The organism is Tistlia consotensis USBA 355, from assembly GCF_900177295.1.
Taxonomy (GTDB): domain Bacteria; phylum Pseudomonadota; class Alphaproteobacteria; order Kiloniellales; family DSM-21159; genus Tistlia; species Tistlia consotensis.
On sequence record NZ_FWZX01000004.1, the window covers coordinates 310,215 to 326,142 of the forward strand.

The 15,928-nt window shown below is 73.5% G+C and carries 15 protein-coding genes; 11 read left to right on the forward strand and 4 right to left on the reverse strand.

Annotation, left to right across the window (positions count from 1 at the left end; translation table 11 throughout):
- Window positions 1-2: 2 nt before the first annotated feature.
- The gene (locus B9O00_RS08300; protein ID WP_085121992.1) at window positions 3-1,157 is read right to left on the reverse strand and encodes an AAA family ATPase; all 1,155 of its coding nucleotides are present in this window, start codon (window positions 1,155-1,157) and stop codon (window positions 3-5) included.
- Between the two features lie 176 nt (window positions 1,158-1,333).
- Here B9O00_RS08300 and leuB point away from each other — a divergent pair, with 176 nt between their 5' ends.
- The 5 genes from leuB to B9O00_RS08325 all read left to right on the forward strand — a co-directional run bounded on the left by leuB (window position 1,334) and on the right by B9O00_RS08325 (window position 6,809).
- Window positions 1,334-2,446: a 3-isopropylmalate dehydrogenase gene (gene leuB, locus B9O00_RS08305; RefSeq protein WP_085121993.1), complete on the forward strand. Its 1,113-nt coding sequence runs from the start codon at window positions 1,334-1,336 to the stop codon at window positions 2,444-2,446.
- Window positions 2,447-2,527: 81 nt separating this feature from the next.
- Window positions 2,528-2,716 (forward strand): hypothetical protein, encoded by a 189-nt coding sequence (locus tag B9O00_RS08310; RefSeq protein WP_085121994.1) that lies wholly within the window; start codon window positions 2,528-2,530, stop codon window positions 2,714-2,716.
- A 142-nt stretch (window positions 2,717-2,858) separates the two neighbouring features.
- On the forward strand, window positions 2,859-3,872 hold the full coding sequence (locus B9O00_RS08315; protein WP_085121995.1) for an aspartate-semialdehyde dehydrogenase: 1,014 nt from the start codon (window positions 2,859-2,861) through the stop codon (window positions 3,870-3,872).
- A gap of 31 nt (window positions 3,873-3,903) precedes the next feature.
- Window positions 3,904-5,355: a tetratricopeptide repeat protein gene (locus B9O00_RS08320; RefSeq protein ID WP_085121996.1), complete on the forward strand. Its 1,452-nt coding sequence runs from the start codon at window positions 3,904-3,906 to the stop codon at window positions 5,353-5,355.
- Window positions 5,352-6,809: a tetratricopeptide repeat protein gene (locus tag B9O00_RS08325; RefSeq protein WP_085121997.1), complete on the forward strand. Its 1,458-nt coding sequence runs from the start codon at window positions 5,352-5,354 to the stop codon at window positions 6,807-6,809. Before B9O00_RS08320 ends, B9O00_RS08325 begins: the two co-directional genes overlap by 4 nt.
- On the opposite strand, the gene pdxY is transcribed toward B9O00_RS08325, so the two are convergent.
- Entirely contained in the window at window positions 6,793-7,647 is an 855-nt protein-coding gene (gene pdxY, locus B9O00_RS08330) for a pyridoxal kinase (protein ID WP_085121998.1), read from the reverse strand. The two genes, B9O00_RS08325 and pdxY, sit on opposite strands and share 17 nt — an antisense overlap.
- A gap of 102 nt (window positions 7,648-7,749) precedes the next feature.
- Here pdxY and B9O00_RS08335 point away from each other — a divergent pair, with 102 nt between their 5' ends.
- The 5 genes from B9O00_RS08335 (at window position 7,750) to B9O00_RS08355 (ending at window position 13,757) form a co-directional block, all read left to right on the forward strand.
- Entirely contained in the window at window positions 7,750-8,637 is an 888-nt protein-coding gene (locus B9O00_RS08335) for an HpcH/HpaI aldolase/citrate lyase family protein (RefSeq protein WP_085121999.1), read from the forward strand.
- A gap of 3 nt (window positions 8,638-8,640) precedes the next feature.
- Window positions 8,641-9,543, forward strand: a complete 903-nt coding sequence (locus B9O00_RS08340; protein WP_085122000.1) for a LysR substrate-binding domain-containing protein — start codon at window positions 8,641-8,643, stop codon at window positions 9,541-9,543.
- 122 nt (window positions 9,544-9,665) lie between these two features.
- Window positions 9,666-11,132, forward strand: a complete 1,467-nt coding sequence (locus tag B9O00_RS08345; protein ID WP_085122001.1) for a catalase — start codon at window positions 9,666-9,668, stop codon at window positions 11,130-11,132.
- Between the two features lie 178 nt (window positions 11,133-11,310).
- Window positions 11,311-12,702, forward strand: coding sequence for a flavin monoamine oxidase family protein (locus B9O00_RS08350; protein ID WP_159460145.1), 1,392 nt, complete (start codon window positions 11,311-11,313; stop codon window positions 12,700-12,702).
- On the forward strand, window positions 12,699-13,757 hold the full coding sequence (locus B9O00_RS08355; RefSeq protein ID WP_085122003.1) for a MaoC family dehydratase: 1,059 nt from the start codon (window positions 12,699-12,701) through the stop codon (window positions 13,755-13,757). Before B9O00_RS08350 ends, B9O00_RS08355 begins: the two co-directional genes overlap by 4 nt.
- A 6-nt stretch (window positions 13,758-13,763) precedes the next feature.
- Here B9O00_RS08355 and B9O00_RS08360 read toward each other — a convergent pair whose 3' ends face one another.
- Window positions 13,764-14,468 (reverse strand): DJ-1/PfpI family protein, encoded by a 705-nt coding sequence (locus B9O00_RS08360; RefSeq protein WP_085122004.1) that lies wholly within the window; start codon window positions 14,466-14,468, stop codon window positions 13,764-13,766.
- Between the two features lie 102 nt (window positions 14,469-14,570).
- On the opposite strand from B9O00_RS08360, the gene B9O00_RS08365 reads away from it, so the two are divergent.
- Window positions 14,571-15,581, forward strand: a complete 1,011-nt coding sequence (locus B9O00_RS08365; RefSeq protein WP_085122005.1) for a GlxA family transcriptional regulator — start codon at window positions 14,571-14,573, stop codon at window positions 15,579-15,581.
- 138 nt (window positions 15,582-15,719) lie between these two features.
- On the opposite strand, the gene B9O00_RS08370 is transcribed toward B9O00_RS08365, so the two are convergent.
- Window positions 15,720-15,928, reverse strand: a 209-nt coding sequence (locus tag B9O00_RS08370) for a transposase (protein WP_143596179.1), incomplete at its 5' end; no start/stop codon positions are given.

Below are 15,928 nucleotides of genomic sequence, written 5' to 3' on the forward strand. Positions count from 1 at the left end.
GACTAGCGCGACGGCCAGGCCCAGGCCGGCGGCGCCTCGGCTGCCTCGACGCGGGTCTCGCCGAGCTCCTTGCGCAGCGCGTGGATCCGGCAGTCGGGCTGCTCCGACAGCGCCTCGACCAGCGGCCGCGCGTGGGTCACGACGATCAGCTGCGCGTGCCGGGACGCCGCGCCGATCAGCCGCCCGAGCGGCGCCAGCAGGTCGGGGTGCAGGCTGGTCTCGGGCTCGTTGAGCACCAGCAGCGACGGCGGCCGCGGCGACAGCAGGGCGGCCGCGAGCAGCAGGTAGCGCAGCGTGCCGTCGGACAGCTCGGCGGCGCGCAGCGGGCGCAGCAGGCCGTGCTGGCGCATGCCGACCTCGAACAGGCCGTCCGTGACGCCGATCTCGACGCCGCTGCCGGGAAAGGCGTCGGCGATCGCCTCGTCCAGGGCCGCGTCGTCGCCGATCTCCCGGATCGTCTGCAGCGCCGCGGCGAGGTCGCTGCCGTCGGAGGCCAGCACGGGCGTGCGCGTGCCGACCTGGGCGCGCCGGGCCGGGCCGCCGGCGTCGGTCCGGAAGTGATCGTAGAAGCGCCAGCCGCGCATCCGCTCGCGCAGCAGCAGCAGCTCCGGCGCCTGCCGCGGGTCGGCGGCGTGGGTCATCATGCTGTCGAAGGGCGCGAGGTCCTGGAGCACGACGCTCCGTGCCGCGCGCTCGTCGAGCAGCCGCACGGCCGGACCGTTGCGGGTCGCGAAGACGTTGTCGCGGCGCAGGCTCTCGCCGGCCCAGACGGCCTCGGCCTTGATCTCGGGGTCGCGGGCGAAGGCGCCGCCCTGGACCGGCAGCCCGAGGTCTATGGCATAGCCGTAATCCTCGCCGGCGAAGCCGAGCCGCAGCGCGACCCGCTCCTTGCGCACCGTGCCCTGCACCGGCGCCTCGCCCCGCCGCGCCGCCGCCGAGACCCGCTCCGGCCCGGCCCAGAGCGTCGAGGGCAGGCCGCCTTCGGCGGCGAGCGCCGCGACGACCCGGCCCTGGGCCGTGTCGGCGAGCAGCCGCAGCGCCCGGTAGAGGCTGGACTTGCCGCTGCCGTTGGGGCCGGTGACCACGTTCAGCCGGTCGAGCGGCAGCCCCAGCTCGCGCAGCGATCGATAGCCGGAGACGGCGAAGGTCAGGATCAAGGAACGGCTCCGGACCGGTGGGGTCGGCCCACGATAGGCCGAGTCGGCCGGCGGCGGGAGGGCGGCCGCCGACCTCGCTCAAGGCAGCCCTGCCGGCGTGAGGCTTGCCGGGTCCGGCCCTTTCCGCTAGGCGAGGACCCGAATCTGCCAACGAACGAGTGAGGGGAAGCCCGATCATGCCCGCCAACAAGTCCCTGCTGGTGCTGCCCGGCGACGGCATCGGCCCCGAGGTCATGGGCCAGGTGCGCCGCGTCGTCGACTGGATGGACAAGCGCCGTGCCGTCAGCTTCGACGTGACCGAGGACCTGGTCGGCGGTGCCGCGATCGACGTCCACGGCATCCCCGTCACCGACGCCACGGTCGAGAAGGCGATGAACGTCGACGCCGTGCTGCTCGGCGCCGTCGGCGGGCCGAAGTGGGACAACCTCGACTTCTCGAAGAAGCCGGAGCGCGGCCTGCTGCGCCTGCGCAAGGACCTGCAGCTCTATGCCAACCTCAGGCCCGCGCTCTGCTTCGAGGCGCTGGTCGAGGCCTCGACCCTGAAGCCCGAGATCGTCTCCGGCCTCGACATCATGATCGTGCGCGAGCTGACCGGCGGCGTCTATTTCGGTGAGCCGCGCGGCATCGAGACCCTGCCGAACGGCGAGCGCCGCGGCGTCAACACCCAGGTCTACACGACCAGCGAGATCCGCCGGGTCGCCGCGGTCGCCTTCGAGCTGGCGAGGAAGCGCGGCAACCGCGTGACCAGCTGCGAGAAGGCCAACGTCATGGAGTCCGGCGTGCTCTGGCGCGAGGAGGTGCAGAAGCTGCACGACGAGTCCTTCGGGGACGTCGAGCTGTCGCACATGTACGCCGACAACGCCGCCATGCAGCTGGTGCGCAATCCCAAGCAGTTCGACGTCATCGTCACCGACAACCTGTTCGGCGACATCCTCTCGGACGAGGCCTCGATGCTGACCGGCTCGTTGGGCATGCTGCCCTCGGCCTCGCTCGGCGACGTCGACGAGACCGGCCGGCGCAAGGCGCTCTACGAGCCGGTGCACGGCTCGGCGCCTGACATCGCCGGCTCCGGCAAGGCCAACCCGATCGCGACGATCCTCAGCCTGGCCATGGCGCTGCGCTACTCCTTCGACCTGGCCGACGACGCCGACCTGGTCGAGGAGGCCGTCAAGAAGGTGCTGGCCAAGGGCATCCGCACCGCCGACATCCAGGCGCCGGGCAGCACCGTGGTCTCGACCGGCCAGATGGGCGACGCCCTGCTCGCCGAGCTGGAGGCCATGGCGGCGTGATCGGCTGCCTGCCGATTGACGCTTGCCGGCCTTGGGCCTAGGCTCGCGGAATCGTTGACCGTGCCAGGAGGGTCTTCGCCCATGGCCAAGCTCAGCACCCTTGTCGCAGCCGCCGCGATCCTCGCGTTCGCCGGCACGTCGGCGCTCGCCTGCGAGTTCCACGACAAGACCGCCCAGTCGGGCCAGGCCTCGGGCCAGGTCTCGACCCAGACGGCGCAGAACCCGGCCACTACCACGACGACCGCGAAAACCGAGGACGCCGCCCAGTAGGCCGCCGGCTCGACACCTTCCAATACTGCGAAGGGCCGCCCGGTGGGGCGGCCCTTCGGCTTTTCCGGCCAGCATTGCTTGTAAATCAGCGGGTGCGCGCGTAGATGCAGCGCCGTCCCGCCAGACGAAAGGAAAGAGGACGATGGGTTATCGGGTTGCGGTCGTGGGTGCCACGGGCAACGTCGGGCGCGAGATGCTCTCGACGCTCGCCGAGCGCCAGTTCCCCGTCGACGAGGTCGTGGCGCTCGCCTCTGAGCGCTCGGCGGGTCAGAAGGTCTCGTTCGGCGACGATCAGGTGCTCCAGGTCCAGGACCTCGCGTCCTTCGACTTCAAGGGCATCGACATCGGGCTGTTCTCGCCGGGCGCCAAGGTCTCGGCCGAGTTCGCGCCGCGTGCGGCGCGCGCCGGGACGATCGTCATCGACAACACCTCGCAGTTCCGCATGGACCCGGACGTGCCGCTGGTCGTGCCCGAGGTCAACCGCGAGGCGATCGCCGGCTATCCGCGCCGGAACATCATCGCCAACCCGAACTGCTCGACGATCCAGATGGTCGTGGCGCTGAAGCCGCTGCACGACCGCGTGCCGATCCGCCGGGTCGTCGTCTCGACCTACCAGTCGGTCTCCGGCGCCGGCAAGGAGGCGATGGACGAGCTGTTCAACCAGACCCGCGGGATCTACGTCAACGACCCGATCAAGACCGAGATCTTCCCCAAGCAGATCGCCTTCAACGTGATCCCCCAGATCGACGTCTTCATGGAGGACGGCTCGACCAAGGAGGAGTGGAAGATGGCGGTCGAGACCAAGAAGATCCTCGACCCGCGCATCAAGGTGCACGCGACCTGCGTGCGCGTGCCGACCTTCATCGGCCATGCCGAGGCGGTCAACATCGAGTTCGAGGACGAACTTGACGAGAACGAGGCCCGCGAGATCCTGCGCGACGCCCCCGGCGTCTCGGTCTTCGACCACCGCCAGACCGAGGGCTACGTGACCCCGGCCGAGTGCGCCGGCGAGGACGCGGTCTACGTCAGCCGGATCCGCAACGACCCGACCATCGACCACGGCTTGTCGCTCTGGGTGGTTTCGGACAATCTGCGCAAGGGCGCGGCGCTCAACGCCGTGCAGATCGCGGAGGCTCTGGCCGAGGAGTATCTCTGATCGGCCTGCGGTCTCCCGGGGAGGGACCGGGATGGGGGACGGGCCTGGGCGCCGCCGGCTGACGGCTGCGCCGTCCGGTGAGGTGTCGCCGGACGGCCAAGGGCCGTCCCCGGACCTGGAGGCGGAGCGGATCTTCACCCGCGCCGTCGAGGTCCACAAATCCGGCCGTGTCGTCGAGGCGGTGCGTCACTACGCCGATGCGCTGGCCCGCGACCCCGGCCATGTCCAGGCGCTCAACAATCTCGGCGTGCTGCTGCGCGGTCAGGGCAAGCAGGCCGCGGCCGAGGCCTGCTACCGGCGGGCGCTCGCCCTGGCGCCCGGCAACGCCAGCCTGTCCAACAATCTCGGCAACGTCCTGCGCGAGCGCGGCCGTCTGCGCGAGGCGCTGAGCCACTACCTCAGCGCCGTCGAGGCCTGCCCGGAGGACGGCGCGCTGCTCGGCGGCCTCGGTCGCGCGCTCGCCGACCTGGGGCGCTACGACGACGCCGTCGCGGCCTATCGCTGCGCCCTGGAGCGCTCGAAGCGCCGGCGCGGCGAGATCGACCGGGAGGTGCCGCGCCTGGAGGTCGAGCTGGCGACGAGCCTGCTCGCCGCCGGCCGCTGGGCCGAGGGCTTCGAGGCGCTGGAGGCGCGGCGCCGCCTCGGCGCCCGGCGCGGCCCGTTCCGCGACCTGCCGAGCTGGCAGGGCGAGGCGCTGCCGTCCGGCAGCCTCGTCGTCTACGGCGAGCCGGCGCCGGGCGACACCCTGTTCTTCCTGCGCTGGCTGCCGGCCCTGGCCGAGCGCGGCTTCCGCTATCGCCTGGCCCTGCCGCCGGAGCTGCGCCGGCTGATTCGCGAGCTGCCCGGCTGCCTCGGCCTGCTCGACGAGCGCAGCGACGCGCTGCCGGCCGGCGGCTCGGGCCTGTTCAAGGTCGCGGCCGGCTCGCTGCCGCACCTGCTCGAGCTCAGCGAGCCGCCGCAGATGCCCGCGGCCGGCTGGCTGCCGCTGCCCGAGGGGCCGCGCCTGCTGCCGCCCGCCTATCCGGGGCGCCGCCTGACCGTCGGCCTGGTCTGGTCGGGCCGCGAGGGCGAGCGGGGCCCCGGGCTGGAGCGCCTGCTGGCGCTCGCCGGGCTGCCCGGCCTGCAGCTCCTGGCCCTGCAGAAGGGCAGCGCGGTCGCCGACCTGGTGACGGCGGGCGCGGCCGGGCTGGTCCACGACATGAGCCCCTCGTTCGGCAGCCTGGCCGACCTGGGACGCCTGCTGCCGAGCCTCGACCTGGTCGTCGCCGTCGAGGGTCCGATCGCGCATCTCTGCGGCGCCCTCGGCGTGCCCTGCTGGCTGCTGCTGCCCTACGCCGGCGACTGGCGCTTCCCGCGCGGCGCCGCGCGCTCGCCCTGGTACCCGCGGCACCGGCTGTTCCGCCAGCGCGAGCCCGGCGTTTGGGACGGCGCGCTCGAGGCACTGCTCGCGGCCCTCGACTCGCGACTGAAGGAAGCGTCATGACCGACCTGGCCGACAGCGGCCCTGCCGCGCCACCTGCCGCGACACCGGCCGCGGCCGCCGCCGAGGAGTTCGAGCGGCTGCGCCGCGCCGGGCTCGAGGCGCAGCGCAAGGGCGAGCTCGACCGGGCGATCGAGAGCTACCGGCGCTGCCTGGAGGCACGGCCCGGAGAGGCCGCGATCTGGAACAATCTCGGCGTCGCCTATCGCCGGGCCGGGCACTACGCCCAGGCCGTCGCCTGCTATCGCCGTTCCCTCGAGCTGGAACCGGCCGAGAGCAACTTCCTGGGCAACCTCGGCAACGCGCTCAAGGACCTCGGCCGGGTCGACGAGGCGGTTGCCGCGCACCGCCGCGCCGTGGCGGCCCGGCCGAAGGACGCCGGCGCCTGGCACAACCTCGGCATCGCCCTGCGCGAGGCCGCCCGCTTCGCCGAATCCCTCGAGGCCCTCGACCGGGCGCTGGCGCTCGATCCGAAGCGGCGGGTCGTCGCGTGGGACCGGGCGATCTCGCTGCTCCACCTCGGCCGCTTCGAGGAGGGCTGGCGGGCCTACGAGGCGCGCTGGCTGCTCGGCGAGCTGCCCGACCGGCGGCCCGAGATCGAACGCTGGCGGGGCGACGATCCGCTCGGCAAGCGGTTGCTGGTCCTGCCCGAGCAGGGCTTCGGCGACACCCTGCTGGCGCTGCGCTTCCTGCCGCAGCTGCAGGCGATGGGCGCCGAGGTCTGGCTGGAGTGCAAGGCCGAGCTCTGGCGCCTGCTGCAGCCGGCCCCCTTCGTCGACCGCCTGGTCCGGCTGGACGAGCCGTCGCTGGAGCCGCACCGCCGGGTCTCGATGATGTCGCTGCCCGGCCTGCTCGGCCTCGACGACCTGGGCAGGCTGCCGCCGCCGGCGCCGCTCGCCGTGCCGCGGGCGGCGGCCGCCAAGATCGGGCGCCTGCTGCAGCCCTTCGCCGGGCGGGTCACCGTCGGCATCGTCTGGTCGGGCAGCATCACCTTCAAGAACAACCGCAACCGCTCGGTGCCGCTGGAGCGCTTCTTCGGCCTGGCCGAGGTGCCGGGCGTGCAGCTGGTCAGCCTGCAGAAGGGCAAGCCCGAGGAACAGGTCCGGCGCCAGCGCGCCCAGCCGCTGGTCTTCGACCTGTCGCCCCATCTCTCCGACTTCGCCGACACGGCGGCCGCCTGCCGCCAGCTCGACCTCGTGATCATGACCGACTCGGCGGTCGCCCACCTCGCGGGCTCGCTCGGCACGCCGGTCTGGAACCTGCTCAACTTCTCGCCCTACTGGCTCTACGGCAGCCAGGGGGCGACGACGCCCTGGTACCCCTCGATGCGGCTGTTCCGCCAGCCGCGCCCGGGCGACTGGGACGAGGTCTTCCGTCAGGCCAGGGCGGCGCTCGGCGGCTTCGCCGAGCGGCGCCTCGCCGAGAAGCGGGCGGCCGCCGTCAATCGACCTTCGTGACGGCGAAGCGCTGGGGCGCCTCGAGCAGCAGCCCCTGGGCGCCGACCAGGTCGACTTCCGGGGCCTGCGCCGCCAGCGTCGCCTCGAGCACGGCGTAGAGCGCGTTGCCGACCCGGCCCAGGGCCTCCGGCATCGGCGTCGCGCGCAGCAGCTGGTCGCAGAGCAGCGCCGCGAAGACGTCGCCGGAGCCGCTCGGCGGCGGCGCGAAGGGCAGCAGCGGCGTGGTCAGCAGCCAGGCGCCCTCGGCCGTGACCGCGAGGTTGGAGATCTCGCCCGGTCCCGGCCCGGGCAGCGAGGTCGCCACGACCAGGCGGGTGCGCGGGCCGAGCAGGCTGCGCGCCGCGGCCAGCGCCGTCTCGGGCCCCTCGACCGGCCGGCCGCTCAGGATCTCCAGCTCGAAGGCGTTCGGGGTCAGCACGTCGGCGGCCGCGGCGGCGGCGCCGCGGTAGGTCTCGACCAGCGCCTCGCCGACGTAGAGCCGGCCGAGGTCGCCCATCACCGGATCGCAGAGCCAGAAGGCCTCGGGGTTGCCGGTGCGGATCCGCTGCGCCGCGGCGACCGCCGCCTCGGCGTTCTCGGCGGCGCCGAGGTAGCCGGTCAGCAGGGCGTCGATCCGGCGCTTGCCCAGGTGGTCGAGCGTGCCCTCCAGCACCGCGCGCACCTCGGCGTGGGGGAAGACCGTGCCGGTCGCGGCGCCGTGGCCCAGGTGGTTGGAGAACTGCAGGGTGTGCACGGCGGCGACGCCGTGGCCGAGCCGCTCCAGGGTGAAGACGGCGGCGCGGTTGCCGACGCAGCCGGCGGCGACGTGGGACTGGACGGAGAGCACGAGCGAGGTCATGGCCGGCAGGCTGCGGCAAGAGCCGTGGCCATGACAAGCCCATAGGCCTTGCCTATAGTCCGCGCCGAACGGAACGAGGCCCCTTATCGAGGAGACCGGGAGATGGCGACCACCGCGCGGCCGAGACGCAGCATGCTCTACATGCCGGGCTCCAACACGCGGGCACTGGACAAGGGGCGCAGCCTGCCTGCCGACGGGCTGATTCTCGACCTCGAGGACGCCGTGGCGCCCGACGCCAAGGCGGCGGCCCGGGAGAACATCGTCGCGGCGGTCGCGGCCGGCGGCTATGGCCGGCGCGAGCTCGTCGTCCGGGTGAACGGCCTGGAGACGGCCTGGGGCCGCGACGACGTCGCCGCGCTCGCGACCTCGGGCGCCGACGCGATCCTGCTGCCCAAGGTCGAGTCGGCGGCCATGGTGCAGGAGCTGGAGCGCCTGCTCGCTGCGGCCGGCGCGCCGGCCGACCTGTCGATCATGTGCATGATGGAGACGCCGCGCGGCATCCTGAAGGCCGAGGAGATCGCCGCCGCCTCGACGCGCCTCTCCTGCCTGGTCATGGGCACCTCGGACCTGGTCAAGGACCTCGACGCCGTCCACACCCCCGACCGCCTGCCGGTGCTGACCGCATTGTCGCTCTGCGTGCTGGCGGCCCGCGCCCATGGTCTGGCGATCGTCGACGGCGTGCACCTGGACCTCTCGGACGACGAGGGCTTCGCGGCGCACTGCCGCCAGGGCCGCGCGCTGGGCTTCGACGGCAAGACGCTGATCCACCCCAAGACCATCGCCAAGGCCAACGAGGTCTTCGGCCCCTCCGAGGCCCAGATCGCCGAGGCCCGGCGGATCATCGAGGCGCACGGCGCGGCGGTGGCCGCCGGCAAGGGCGTCGTCGTGCTCGACGGCAAGCTGGTCGAGAACCTGCACGTCGAGGCGGCCCGGCGCACCGTCGCCCAGGCCGAGGCGATCGCCGCGCTGGAGGCCGGAGCGGCCGGCTGAGCCATGAACCTGCGCGACCTCTCCTACCTGGTCGCCCTGGCCGACTGCGGCCACTTCGGCCGCGCCGCCGAGCGCTGCCACGTCAGCCAGCCGACGCTCTCCGCGCAGATCCGCAAGCTCGAGGAGTTCCTCGGCGTGACGCTGTTCGAGCGCACCTCGCGCCAGGTCGCGCTGACCCCGGCCGGCGAGGCCGTGGTCGCCCGCGCGCGCCGCGTGCTCGACGAGGCCGAGGCCCTGGTCGCCGAGGCGCGCGGCCGGGCGGAGCCGCTGGCCGGCCCGCTGGCGCTCGGCATCATCCCGACCCTCGCGCCCTACCTGCTGCCCAGCCTGATCCCGGCCCTGGCCGCCGCCCATCCCCGGCTCGAGCCGGTGTTCCACGAGGACCTGACGGCGCCGCTGCTGGCGCTGCTGCGCGACCACGGGCTCGACGCCTGCCTGGTCGCCCTGCCGGTCGAGGAGCCCGACCTGACCGCCCTGCCGCTGTTCGAGGAGCCCTTCCTGGTGGCCGCCGCCGAGGGCGACCCGGTGACCGTCGGCGACCCGGTGCCGCTGGCCCGCCTGGGCGGCGCGCGGCTGCTCCTGCTGACCGACGGTCATTGCCTGCGCGACCAGGCCTTGACGGTCTGCCGCCTGGCCGGCGCCGCGGTGCCGGCCGGCGGCGACTTCCGGGCGACCAGCCTGGAGACCCTGCGCCAGCTGGCGATCGCCGGGCGCGGCCACACCCTGCTGCCGGCCCTGGCCTGCCAGCGTCCGACCCCCGGCCTAGTGCTGCGCCGGCTCGATCCGCCGGCGAGCCGCGAGATCGGCCTGGTCCACCGCAGCTCCTCGCCGCGTGCGGCGGAGCTGGCGCTGCTGGCCGGGACGATCCGTGCGCGCCTGCCGGCGGCCGTGAGGGCGCTGCGATAGGTCGTTCCTATCATTTTGATTTAAACAATCGATTTCACATCTGAACTGCCGGGTCGCACTCTTCTCCTCAGCCAAGGCCCGGCGCTTCCGCGCAGCGGCCGCCGTCCCGAGGAGGAATCCAGATGAGCACCCGTCCGACCCTGACCACGAGCGCCGGTGCGCCGGTCGCCGACAACCAGAACGCCATGACCGCCGGTCCGCGCGGGCCGGTGCTGCTGCAGGACTACCAGCTGATCGAGAAGCTGGCCCACCAGAACCGGGAGCGAATCCCCGAGCGCGTCGTCCACGCCAAGGGCTGGGGCGCCTTCGGCACCCTGACCGTGACCAGCGACGTCACGGCCTACAGCAAGGCGAAGCTCTTCGCCGAGGTCGGCAAGCAGACCGACCTCCTGATCCGCTTCTCGACGGTGGCCGGCGAGCTGGGCGCCGCCGACGCCGAGCGCGACGTGCGCGGCTTCGCGGTCAAGTTCTACACCGAGGAGGGCAACTGGGACCTGGTCGGCAACAACACGCCGGTCTTCTTCATCCGCGATCCCTACAAGTTCCCGGACTTCATCCATACCCAGAAGCGCCATCCGCGCAGCAACCTGCGCTCGCCGACCGCCATGTGGGACTTCTGGTCGCTGTCGCCGGAGTCGCTGCACCAGGTGACGATCCTGATGAGCGACCGCGGCCTGCCGACCGACGTGCGCCACGTCAACGGCTACGGCAGCCACACCTTCAGCCTGATCAACGCCGGCGGCGAGCGCTTCTGGGTCAAGTTCCACTTCAAGACCCTGCAGGGCCACAGGCACTGGACCAACGAGGAGGCCTCGGCGGTCGTCGGCAGGACCCGCGAATCGACCCAGGAGGACCTGTTCCAGGCGATCGAGCAGGGCGACTATCCGAAGTGGCGGCTCTGCATCCAGGTCATGCCGGAAGCGGACGCCGAGAAGACGCCCTACAACCCCTTCGACCTGACCAAGGTCTGGCCGCACGGCGACTATCCGCTGATCGAGGTCGGCATCGTCGAGCTCAACCGCAACGCCGACAACTACTTCGCGGAGATCGAACAGGCGGCCTTCTCGCCGTCGAACGTGGTGCCGGGCATCGGCTTCTCGCCGGACAAGATGCTGCAGGCGCGGATCTTCTCCTACGCCGACGCCCACCGCTACCGCCTGGGCACCCACTACGAGGCGCTGCCGGTCAACCGGCCGAAGTGCCCGGTGCACCACTACCACAAGGACGGCGCGATGCGCTTCTTCGCGAACATGCCGAACCCGGACGCCTACTACGAGCCGAACTCCTTCGACGGCCCGGCCCAGGACCCGGCCTTCCGCGAGCCGCCGCTGAAGATCTCGGGCGACGCCGACCGCTACGACCACCGGCGGGGCAACGACGACTTCAGCCAGCCGCGCGCCCTGTTCCGCTTGTTCGACGCGGCTCAGCGCCAGCGGCTCTTCGGCAACGTCGCCGGGGCCATGGCCGGCGTGCCGGCGGAGATCGTCGAGCGCCAGTGCAGGCTGTTCGACCAGGTCCATCCCGACTACGGCCGCGGCGTGCGCCAGGCCCTGGCGGCGGCGGCCCGGGCCGCCCAGGCCGCCGAGTAGCGGGGGCCGGCGGGCCTGGCGCGGCTTCCCGACCCCCGGGCCGGCGCCGGCCTCGCCCGGTCCTCCTGCGGCCGGACCGTCCCTCCCCCGGACGGCCCGGCCGCAGCTCATTTGATTTGTTGCCGCCACGGCGCGGCCAAGTAGTCTGGCACCCGGCGACGCCGGACCGGGGGCCATCTTGGCGGACAACGACGGAATCTTCAGGCCGCGACGGCGGCCCGGCCGCGGCGGCGCGATCGGGCGGCGGCCACTGCTCGGGGGCCTGGTCGCGGCGCCGCTGGCCGGACTGATCCCGTTGCGCGCCGGCCGCGCGGCCGAGCCGGACGTGATCGTGGTCGGCGCCGGGATCGCCGGCCTGACCGCCGCCGCCGCGCTGGCTCGCGCCGGCCTGGGGGTCCGCGTCCTGGAGGCGCGCGACCGGATCGGCGGCCGCGCCTTCACGGAGAGCCGGACTTTCGGCTTCCCCTACGATCACGGCTGCGCCTGGCTGCACTCGGCCGACGCCAGTCCCCTGACCGCGCTGCTGCGCCGGGACGGCACCGACTTCTACGACGAGGGCGCGCGCGATCTCTGGCTCGCCCTCGACGGCGAGGACGCCAGCGAGGCCGACTACGATGCACTGGCGGCCGCGACGGCGCGCCTCGACCGGGCCGTGGAGCGGGCCGACGAGGAGGACGAGCCGGACCGTGCCGTCGCCGCGCTCTCGCCGCCGCGCAGCCGCTTCGACCGCATCGCCCACGCCGTGTTCGGCCCGCTCGAGTACGGGGTCGAGACCGACCGCCTGTCCTGCCGCGACGTCTGGGCCCAGATCGGCACCGGCGTCGAATGGATGGTCCCCGGCGGCATGGGCGGCCGGGTGATCCGCGCGCTGGCGCCGCCGGCGGTCGAGACCGGCACGCGCGTCACCGCCGTCGACTGGAGCGGCCGGCGCCTCGCCGTCGAGACGAGCCGGGGCCGGCTGAGCTGCCGGGCTCTGCTGCTGACCTTGCCGCCGCCACTGTTCGCGGCCGGCACCCTGGCTTTCGCGCCGGCGCTGCCGGCCTGGAAGCTGGAGGCGATCGCCGGCTTCCAGCCGGCGACCCTGGAGAAGGTGGCGCTGCAGTTCGCTCCGGGCTTCGCCGAGCTGACCGAAGCCGAGGGCAACACGCTCTACGCCCAGTCGGGCGCGGAGGGTCATCTCTGGGACCACCTGCTGCGCCCCTTCGGCCGCGATCTCTCGGTCGGCTTCTTCGGCGGCGACTTCGCGGCCGAGCTGCTGGCGCGGCCCGACCGCGAGGCGCAGGCGATCGAGCTGGCCCTGGCCTCGCTGACCGAGGTCTTCGGCGGTGAGCTGCGGCGGCTGTTCGTCAAGGGCCACGTCACCGACTGGCTGGGCGACCCGCTGGCGCAGGGCGCCTACGCCGCGCTGCGGGTCGGCGCCGCAGACAGCCGCAGGGCGCTCGGCCGGCCGGTCGACGGGCGGCTCTTCTTCGCCGGCGAGGCCGTCCGCGACGACTGGGCAACGCAGGCGGCCGGCGCCTATCTTTCCGCCCTGGAGGCGGCCGACCAGATCATCGAGGAGCTGACGTGAGCGACAAGACCAATCCCGGCTATTTCTTCGAGGACTTCCGACTCGGCCAGCGGCTCGTGCACGCGACGCCGCGCACCGTCACCGAGGGCGAGGTCAGCCTCTATGTCGCGCTGACCGGCAGCCGCTTCCCGCTCAACAGCTCGGACCTCTTCGCCGGCGCCTGCGGGCTCGAGGCGGCGCCGCTCGACGACCTGCTGGTCTTCCACCTGGCCTTCGGCAAGACCGTGCCCGACGTCTCGCTCAACGCCGTCGCCAACCTCGGCTATGCCGACTGCCGCTTCGGCGTGCCGGTCTTCCCCGGCGACAGCCTCTCGACGGTCAGCGAGGTGATCGGCCTCAAGCAGGCCTCGAACGGCACGACCGGCGTGGTCTACGTGCGCTCGCACTGCGTCAACCAGGTCGGCGAGACGGTGCTGGCCTGGATCCGCTGGGTCCTGGTCAACAAGCGCGACGCCGCCGCCCCGGCGCCCGAGCCGGTGGTGCCCGCGCTGCCCGAGGCCGTGCCCTACGGCGAGCTGGTCGTGCCCGAGGGCTTCGAGGGCGCCGGCTACGACTGCACGCTCGCCGGCAGCCTGCACCTCTGGGAGGACTACGAGCCGGGCGAGCGCATCGACCACGTCGACGCCATGACCCTCGAGGAAGCCGAGCACCAGCTCGCCACGCGACTCTACCAGAACACCGCCAAGGTCCACTTCGACCAGCTCGCGGCCAACGCCAACCGCTTCGGCCGGCGCATCGTCTACGGCGGCCACGTCATCTCGATCGCCCGGGCGCTGTCGTTCAACGGCCTGGCCAACGCCTCGCGGATCGCCGCGATCAACGGCGGCAGCCACGTCGCCCCGACCTTCGCCGGCCACACGCTCTTCGCCTGGAGCGAGGTGCTCGACAAGGCGCCGCTGCCGGGCCGCGACGACCTCGGGGTGCTGCGCGTCCGGACCGTCGCGACGAAGGACCGGCCCTGCGCCGACTTCCCGGACAAGGGCGCCGACGGCAGGCCCGACCCGGCGGTCGTGCTCGACCTCGACTACTCGGTGCTGATGCCGCGCCGGGCCTGAGGCGGGTCAGGCCGGCTGCAGCTGGCGGGCCGCCGCCTCGACGGCGGCGCGCCGCTCGGCCAGGCCGGCGTCGAGGCGCGCCCGGACCAGCGCCGCCACCGCGGCCGGCGCGGTCTCCGGCCGGCCGGCCTCGAAGGGCGGCGCCGGGGCGTACTCCAGGGCCAGCTGGACCGCCTCGGCGGTCGGCCGGTCGAAGAGCTCGGCGACGACGGCGAGCGCGAAGTCGAGCCCCGCCGTGACGCCGCCGCCGGTGATGATCCGCCCGTCGCGCACGACCCGGCCGTCGTCGGGGATCGCGCCGAACGGCCGCAGCAGCTCGCGCCAGGCCCAGTGGCAGGCCGCCCGCCTGCCCTTCAGCAGCCCGGCCGCGGCCAGGACCAGCGAGCCGGTGCAGACCGAGGTCAGCCAGCGGGCGCCGGCGGCGAGCCGGCGGATCTCGGCCAGGTAGGCGGCGTCGCCGATCGCCGCCGTGGTGCCGTAGCCGCCGGGCACGCAGAGCAGGTCGCAGCGCCCGACCCTTGCGAGGTCGGCGAGGCCGTCGAAGCGCAGGCCGTCGGCCTCGATCGGCCGGCCGCCGAGCGAGGCGGCGGTGACCCGCAGGCCGGGCACGCGGCTGAACAGCTGGTGCGGCCCGGTGAAGTCGAGCTGGGTCACCCCCTCGAACAGCGGAAAGACGACGGTGACGGTCTCGGGGATCGCGGTGTCGGGCATGGCGGCCTCCTGGCTGGACGATCGGTGGGCTGGACGATTGACGGCGTCAGGATGCGCGGCCTAGGTTCTGGCCGAAATGACAAAGATCCCTCGAAATCGGCCATGACCCGGACGCTCGGGCTGCTGCTCTTCCCGGACTTCCAGCTGCTCGACGCGGCCGGGCCGATCTCGGCCTTCGAGCTCGCCGGGCGCCAGGTGCCGGGGGCCTATGCCCTGACGCTGATGGCCCGCGCGCCGGGTGCGGTGGCGAGCTCGTCGGGCGTCGCGCTGCAGGCCGCGCCGCTGTCCGCCGAGCCCTTCGACACGCTGCTGGTCGCCGGCGGCCTGGGCACGCGGGCCGCTGCGCGCTGCGCCGAGACCCTGGCCTGGCTGGGGGCGGCGGCGGGGCGCGCGCGCCGGGTCGCCAGCGTCTGCTCGGGCAGCTACCTGCTGGCCGCGGCCGGGCTGCTCGACGACCGCCGGGCGACGACGCACTGGCAGCGCAGCGCCGACTTCGCCCGGCGTTTCCCGGCGGTCCGGGTCGAGGCCGACCGGATCTACGTGCGCGACGGCAAGGTCTGGACCTCGGCCGGCATCACCGCGGGCATCGACCTGGCGCTGGCGCTGATCGGCGAGGACCTGGGCGAGGAGGTGGCGCGGCGCACGGCGCAGCAGCTCGTCGTCTACCACCGCCGGCCGGGCGGCCAGTCGCAGTTCTCGGCGCTGCTCGAGCTGGGCGGTGCCGGCGGCCGCTTCGCCGGGCTGCTCGACTGGATGCGCGCGCGGCTCGACGAGCCCCTCGGCGTCGAGCGGCTGGCCGCCCGCGCGGCGATGAGCCCGCGCAACTTCGCCCGCGCCTTTGCGGCCGAGACCGGCATGACCCCGGCCAAGGCGGTGCAGCGGCTGCGCCTGGAGACGGCGCGGGATCGCGTCGAGACCGGCGCGGAGCCGATCGACCAGGTCGCCGCGATGAGCGGCTTCGGCGATCCCGAGCGCATGCGCCGCGCCTTCGTCCAGGCCTTCGGCCAGCCGCCCCAGGCCCTGCGGCGGGCGGCACGGGCCCTGGCACTACCCGAAAATGCCGAGGCGTCGGGACGAGCGGCTGGCACCCCGCCCGTGCGCGCGCCCCGCTAGCAGGCTGCGGAAATAGGAGCGATTTTCCGCGCCGGCGGGCTCAGATCGGGGCTGTCGGCGAGGGGATGTGGGCCGTTGCCCTGGTTTTGCGGTCGCTTTCTGGTGTTTCGGCCTGCTTCGGACGGAGTCCTGGCCCGCTCAGGTCGCAGCGAGCAGCTTGGGCAGCCTGACCAGGTTGTAGGCGGCGACGCGCAGGGTGAACATCCAGCCGACGCGCGCGAGGCCGCGATGGCGGGTCTTGCGCAGGCCGCCGGTGGTCTTGATCCAGCCGAAGGCCTCTTCGATGCGCTTACGCAGGCGCTGGCTGACGGCATAGCCGGGGTGGCGGGTCGTGCGTCCGTCGACGG

Excerpts from the sequence above, each read along its gene's own strand:
- leuB (WP_085121993.1), top strand. The coding sequence starts at position 1,334 with ATGCCCGCCAACAAGTCCCTGCTGGTGCTGCCCGGCGACGGCATCGGC.
- B9O00_RS08335 (WP_085121999.1), top strand. The coding sequence starts at position 7,750 with ATGGCGACCACCGCGCGGCCGAGACGCAGCATGCTCTACATGCCGGGC.
- pdxY (WP_085121998.1), bottom strand. The coding sequence starts at position 7,647 with ATGACCTCGCTCGTGCTCTCCGTCCAGTCCCACGTCGCCGCCGGCTGC.
- B9O00_RS08365 (WP_085122005.1), top strand. The coding sequence starts at position 14,571 with ATGACCCGGACGCTCGGGCTGCTGCTCTTCCCGGACTTCCAGCTGCTC.
- B9O00_RS08315 (WP_085121995.1), top strand. The coding sequence starts at position 2,859 with ATGGGTTATCGGGTTGCGGTCGTGGGTGCCACGGGCAACGTCGGGCGC.
- B9O00_RS08325 (WP_085121997.1), top strand. The coding sequence starts at position 5,352 with ATGACCGACCTGGCCGACAGCGGCCCTGCCGCGCCACCTGCCGCGACA.
- B9O00_RS08345 (WP_085122001.1), top strand. The coding sequence starts at position 9,666 with ATGAGCACCCGTCCGACCCTGACCACGAGCGCCGGTGCGCCGGTCGCC.
- B9O00_RS08310 (WP_085121994.1), top strand. The coding sequence starts at position 2,528 with ATGGCCAAGCTCAGCACCCTTGTCGCAGCCGCCGCGATCCTCGCGTTC.
- B9O00_RS08340 (WP_085122000.1), top strand. The coding sequence starts at position 8,641 with ATGAACCTGCGCGACCTCTCCTACCTGGTCGCCCTGGCCGACTGCGGC.
- B9O00_RS08320 (WP_085121996.1), top strand. The coding sequence starts at position 3,904 with ATGGGGGACGGGCCTGGGCGCCGCCGGCTGACGGCTGCGCCGTCCGGT.
- B9O00_RS08360 (WP_085122004.1), bottom strand. The coding sequence starts at position 14,468 with ATGCCCGACACCGCGATCCCCGAGACCGTCACCGTCGTCTTTCCGCTG.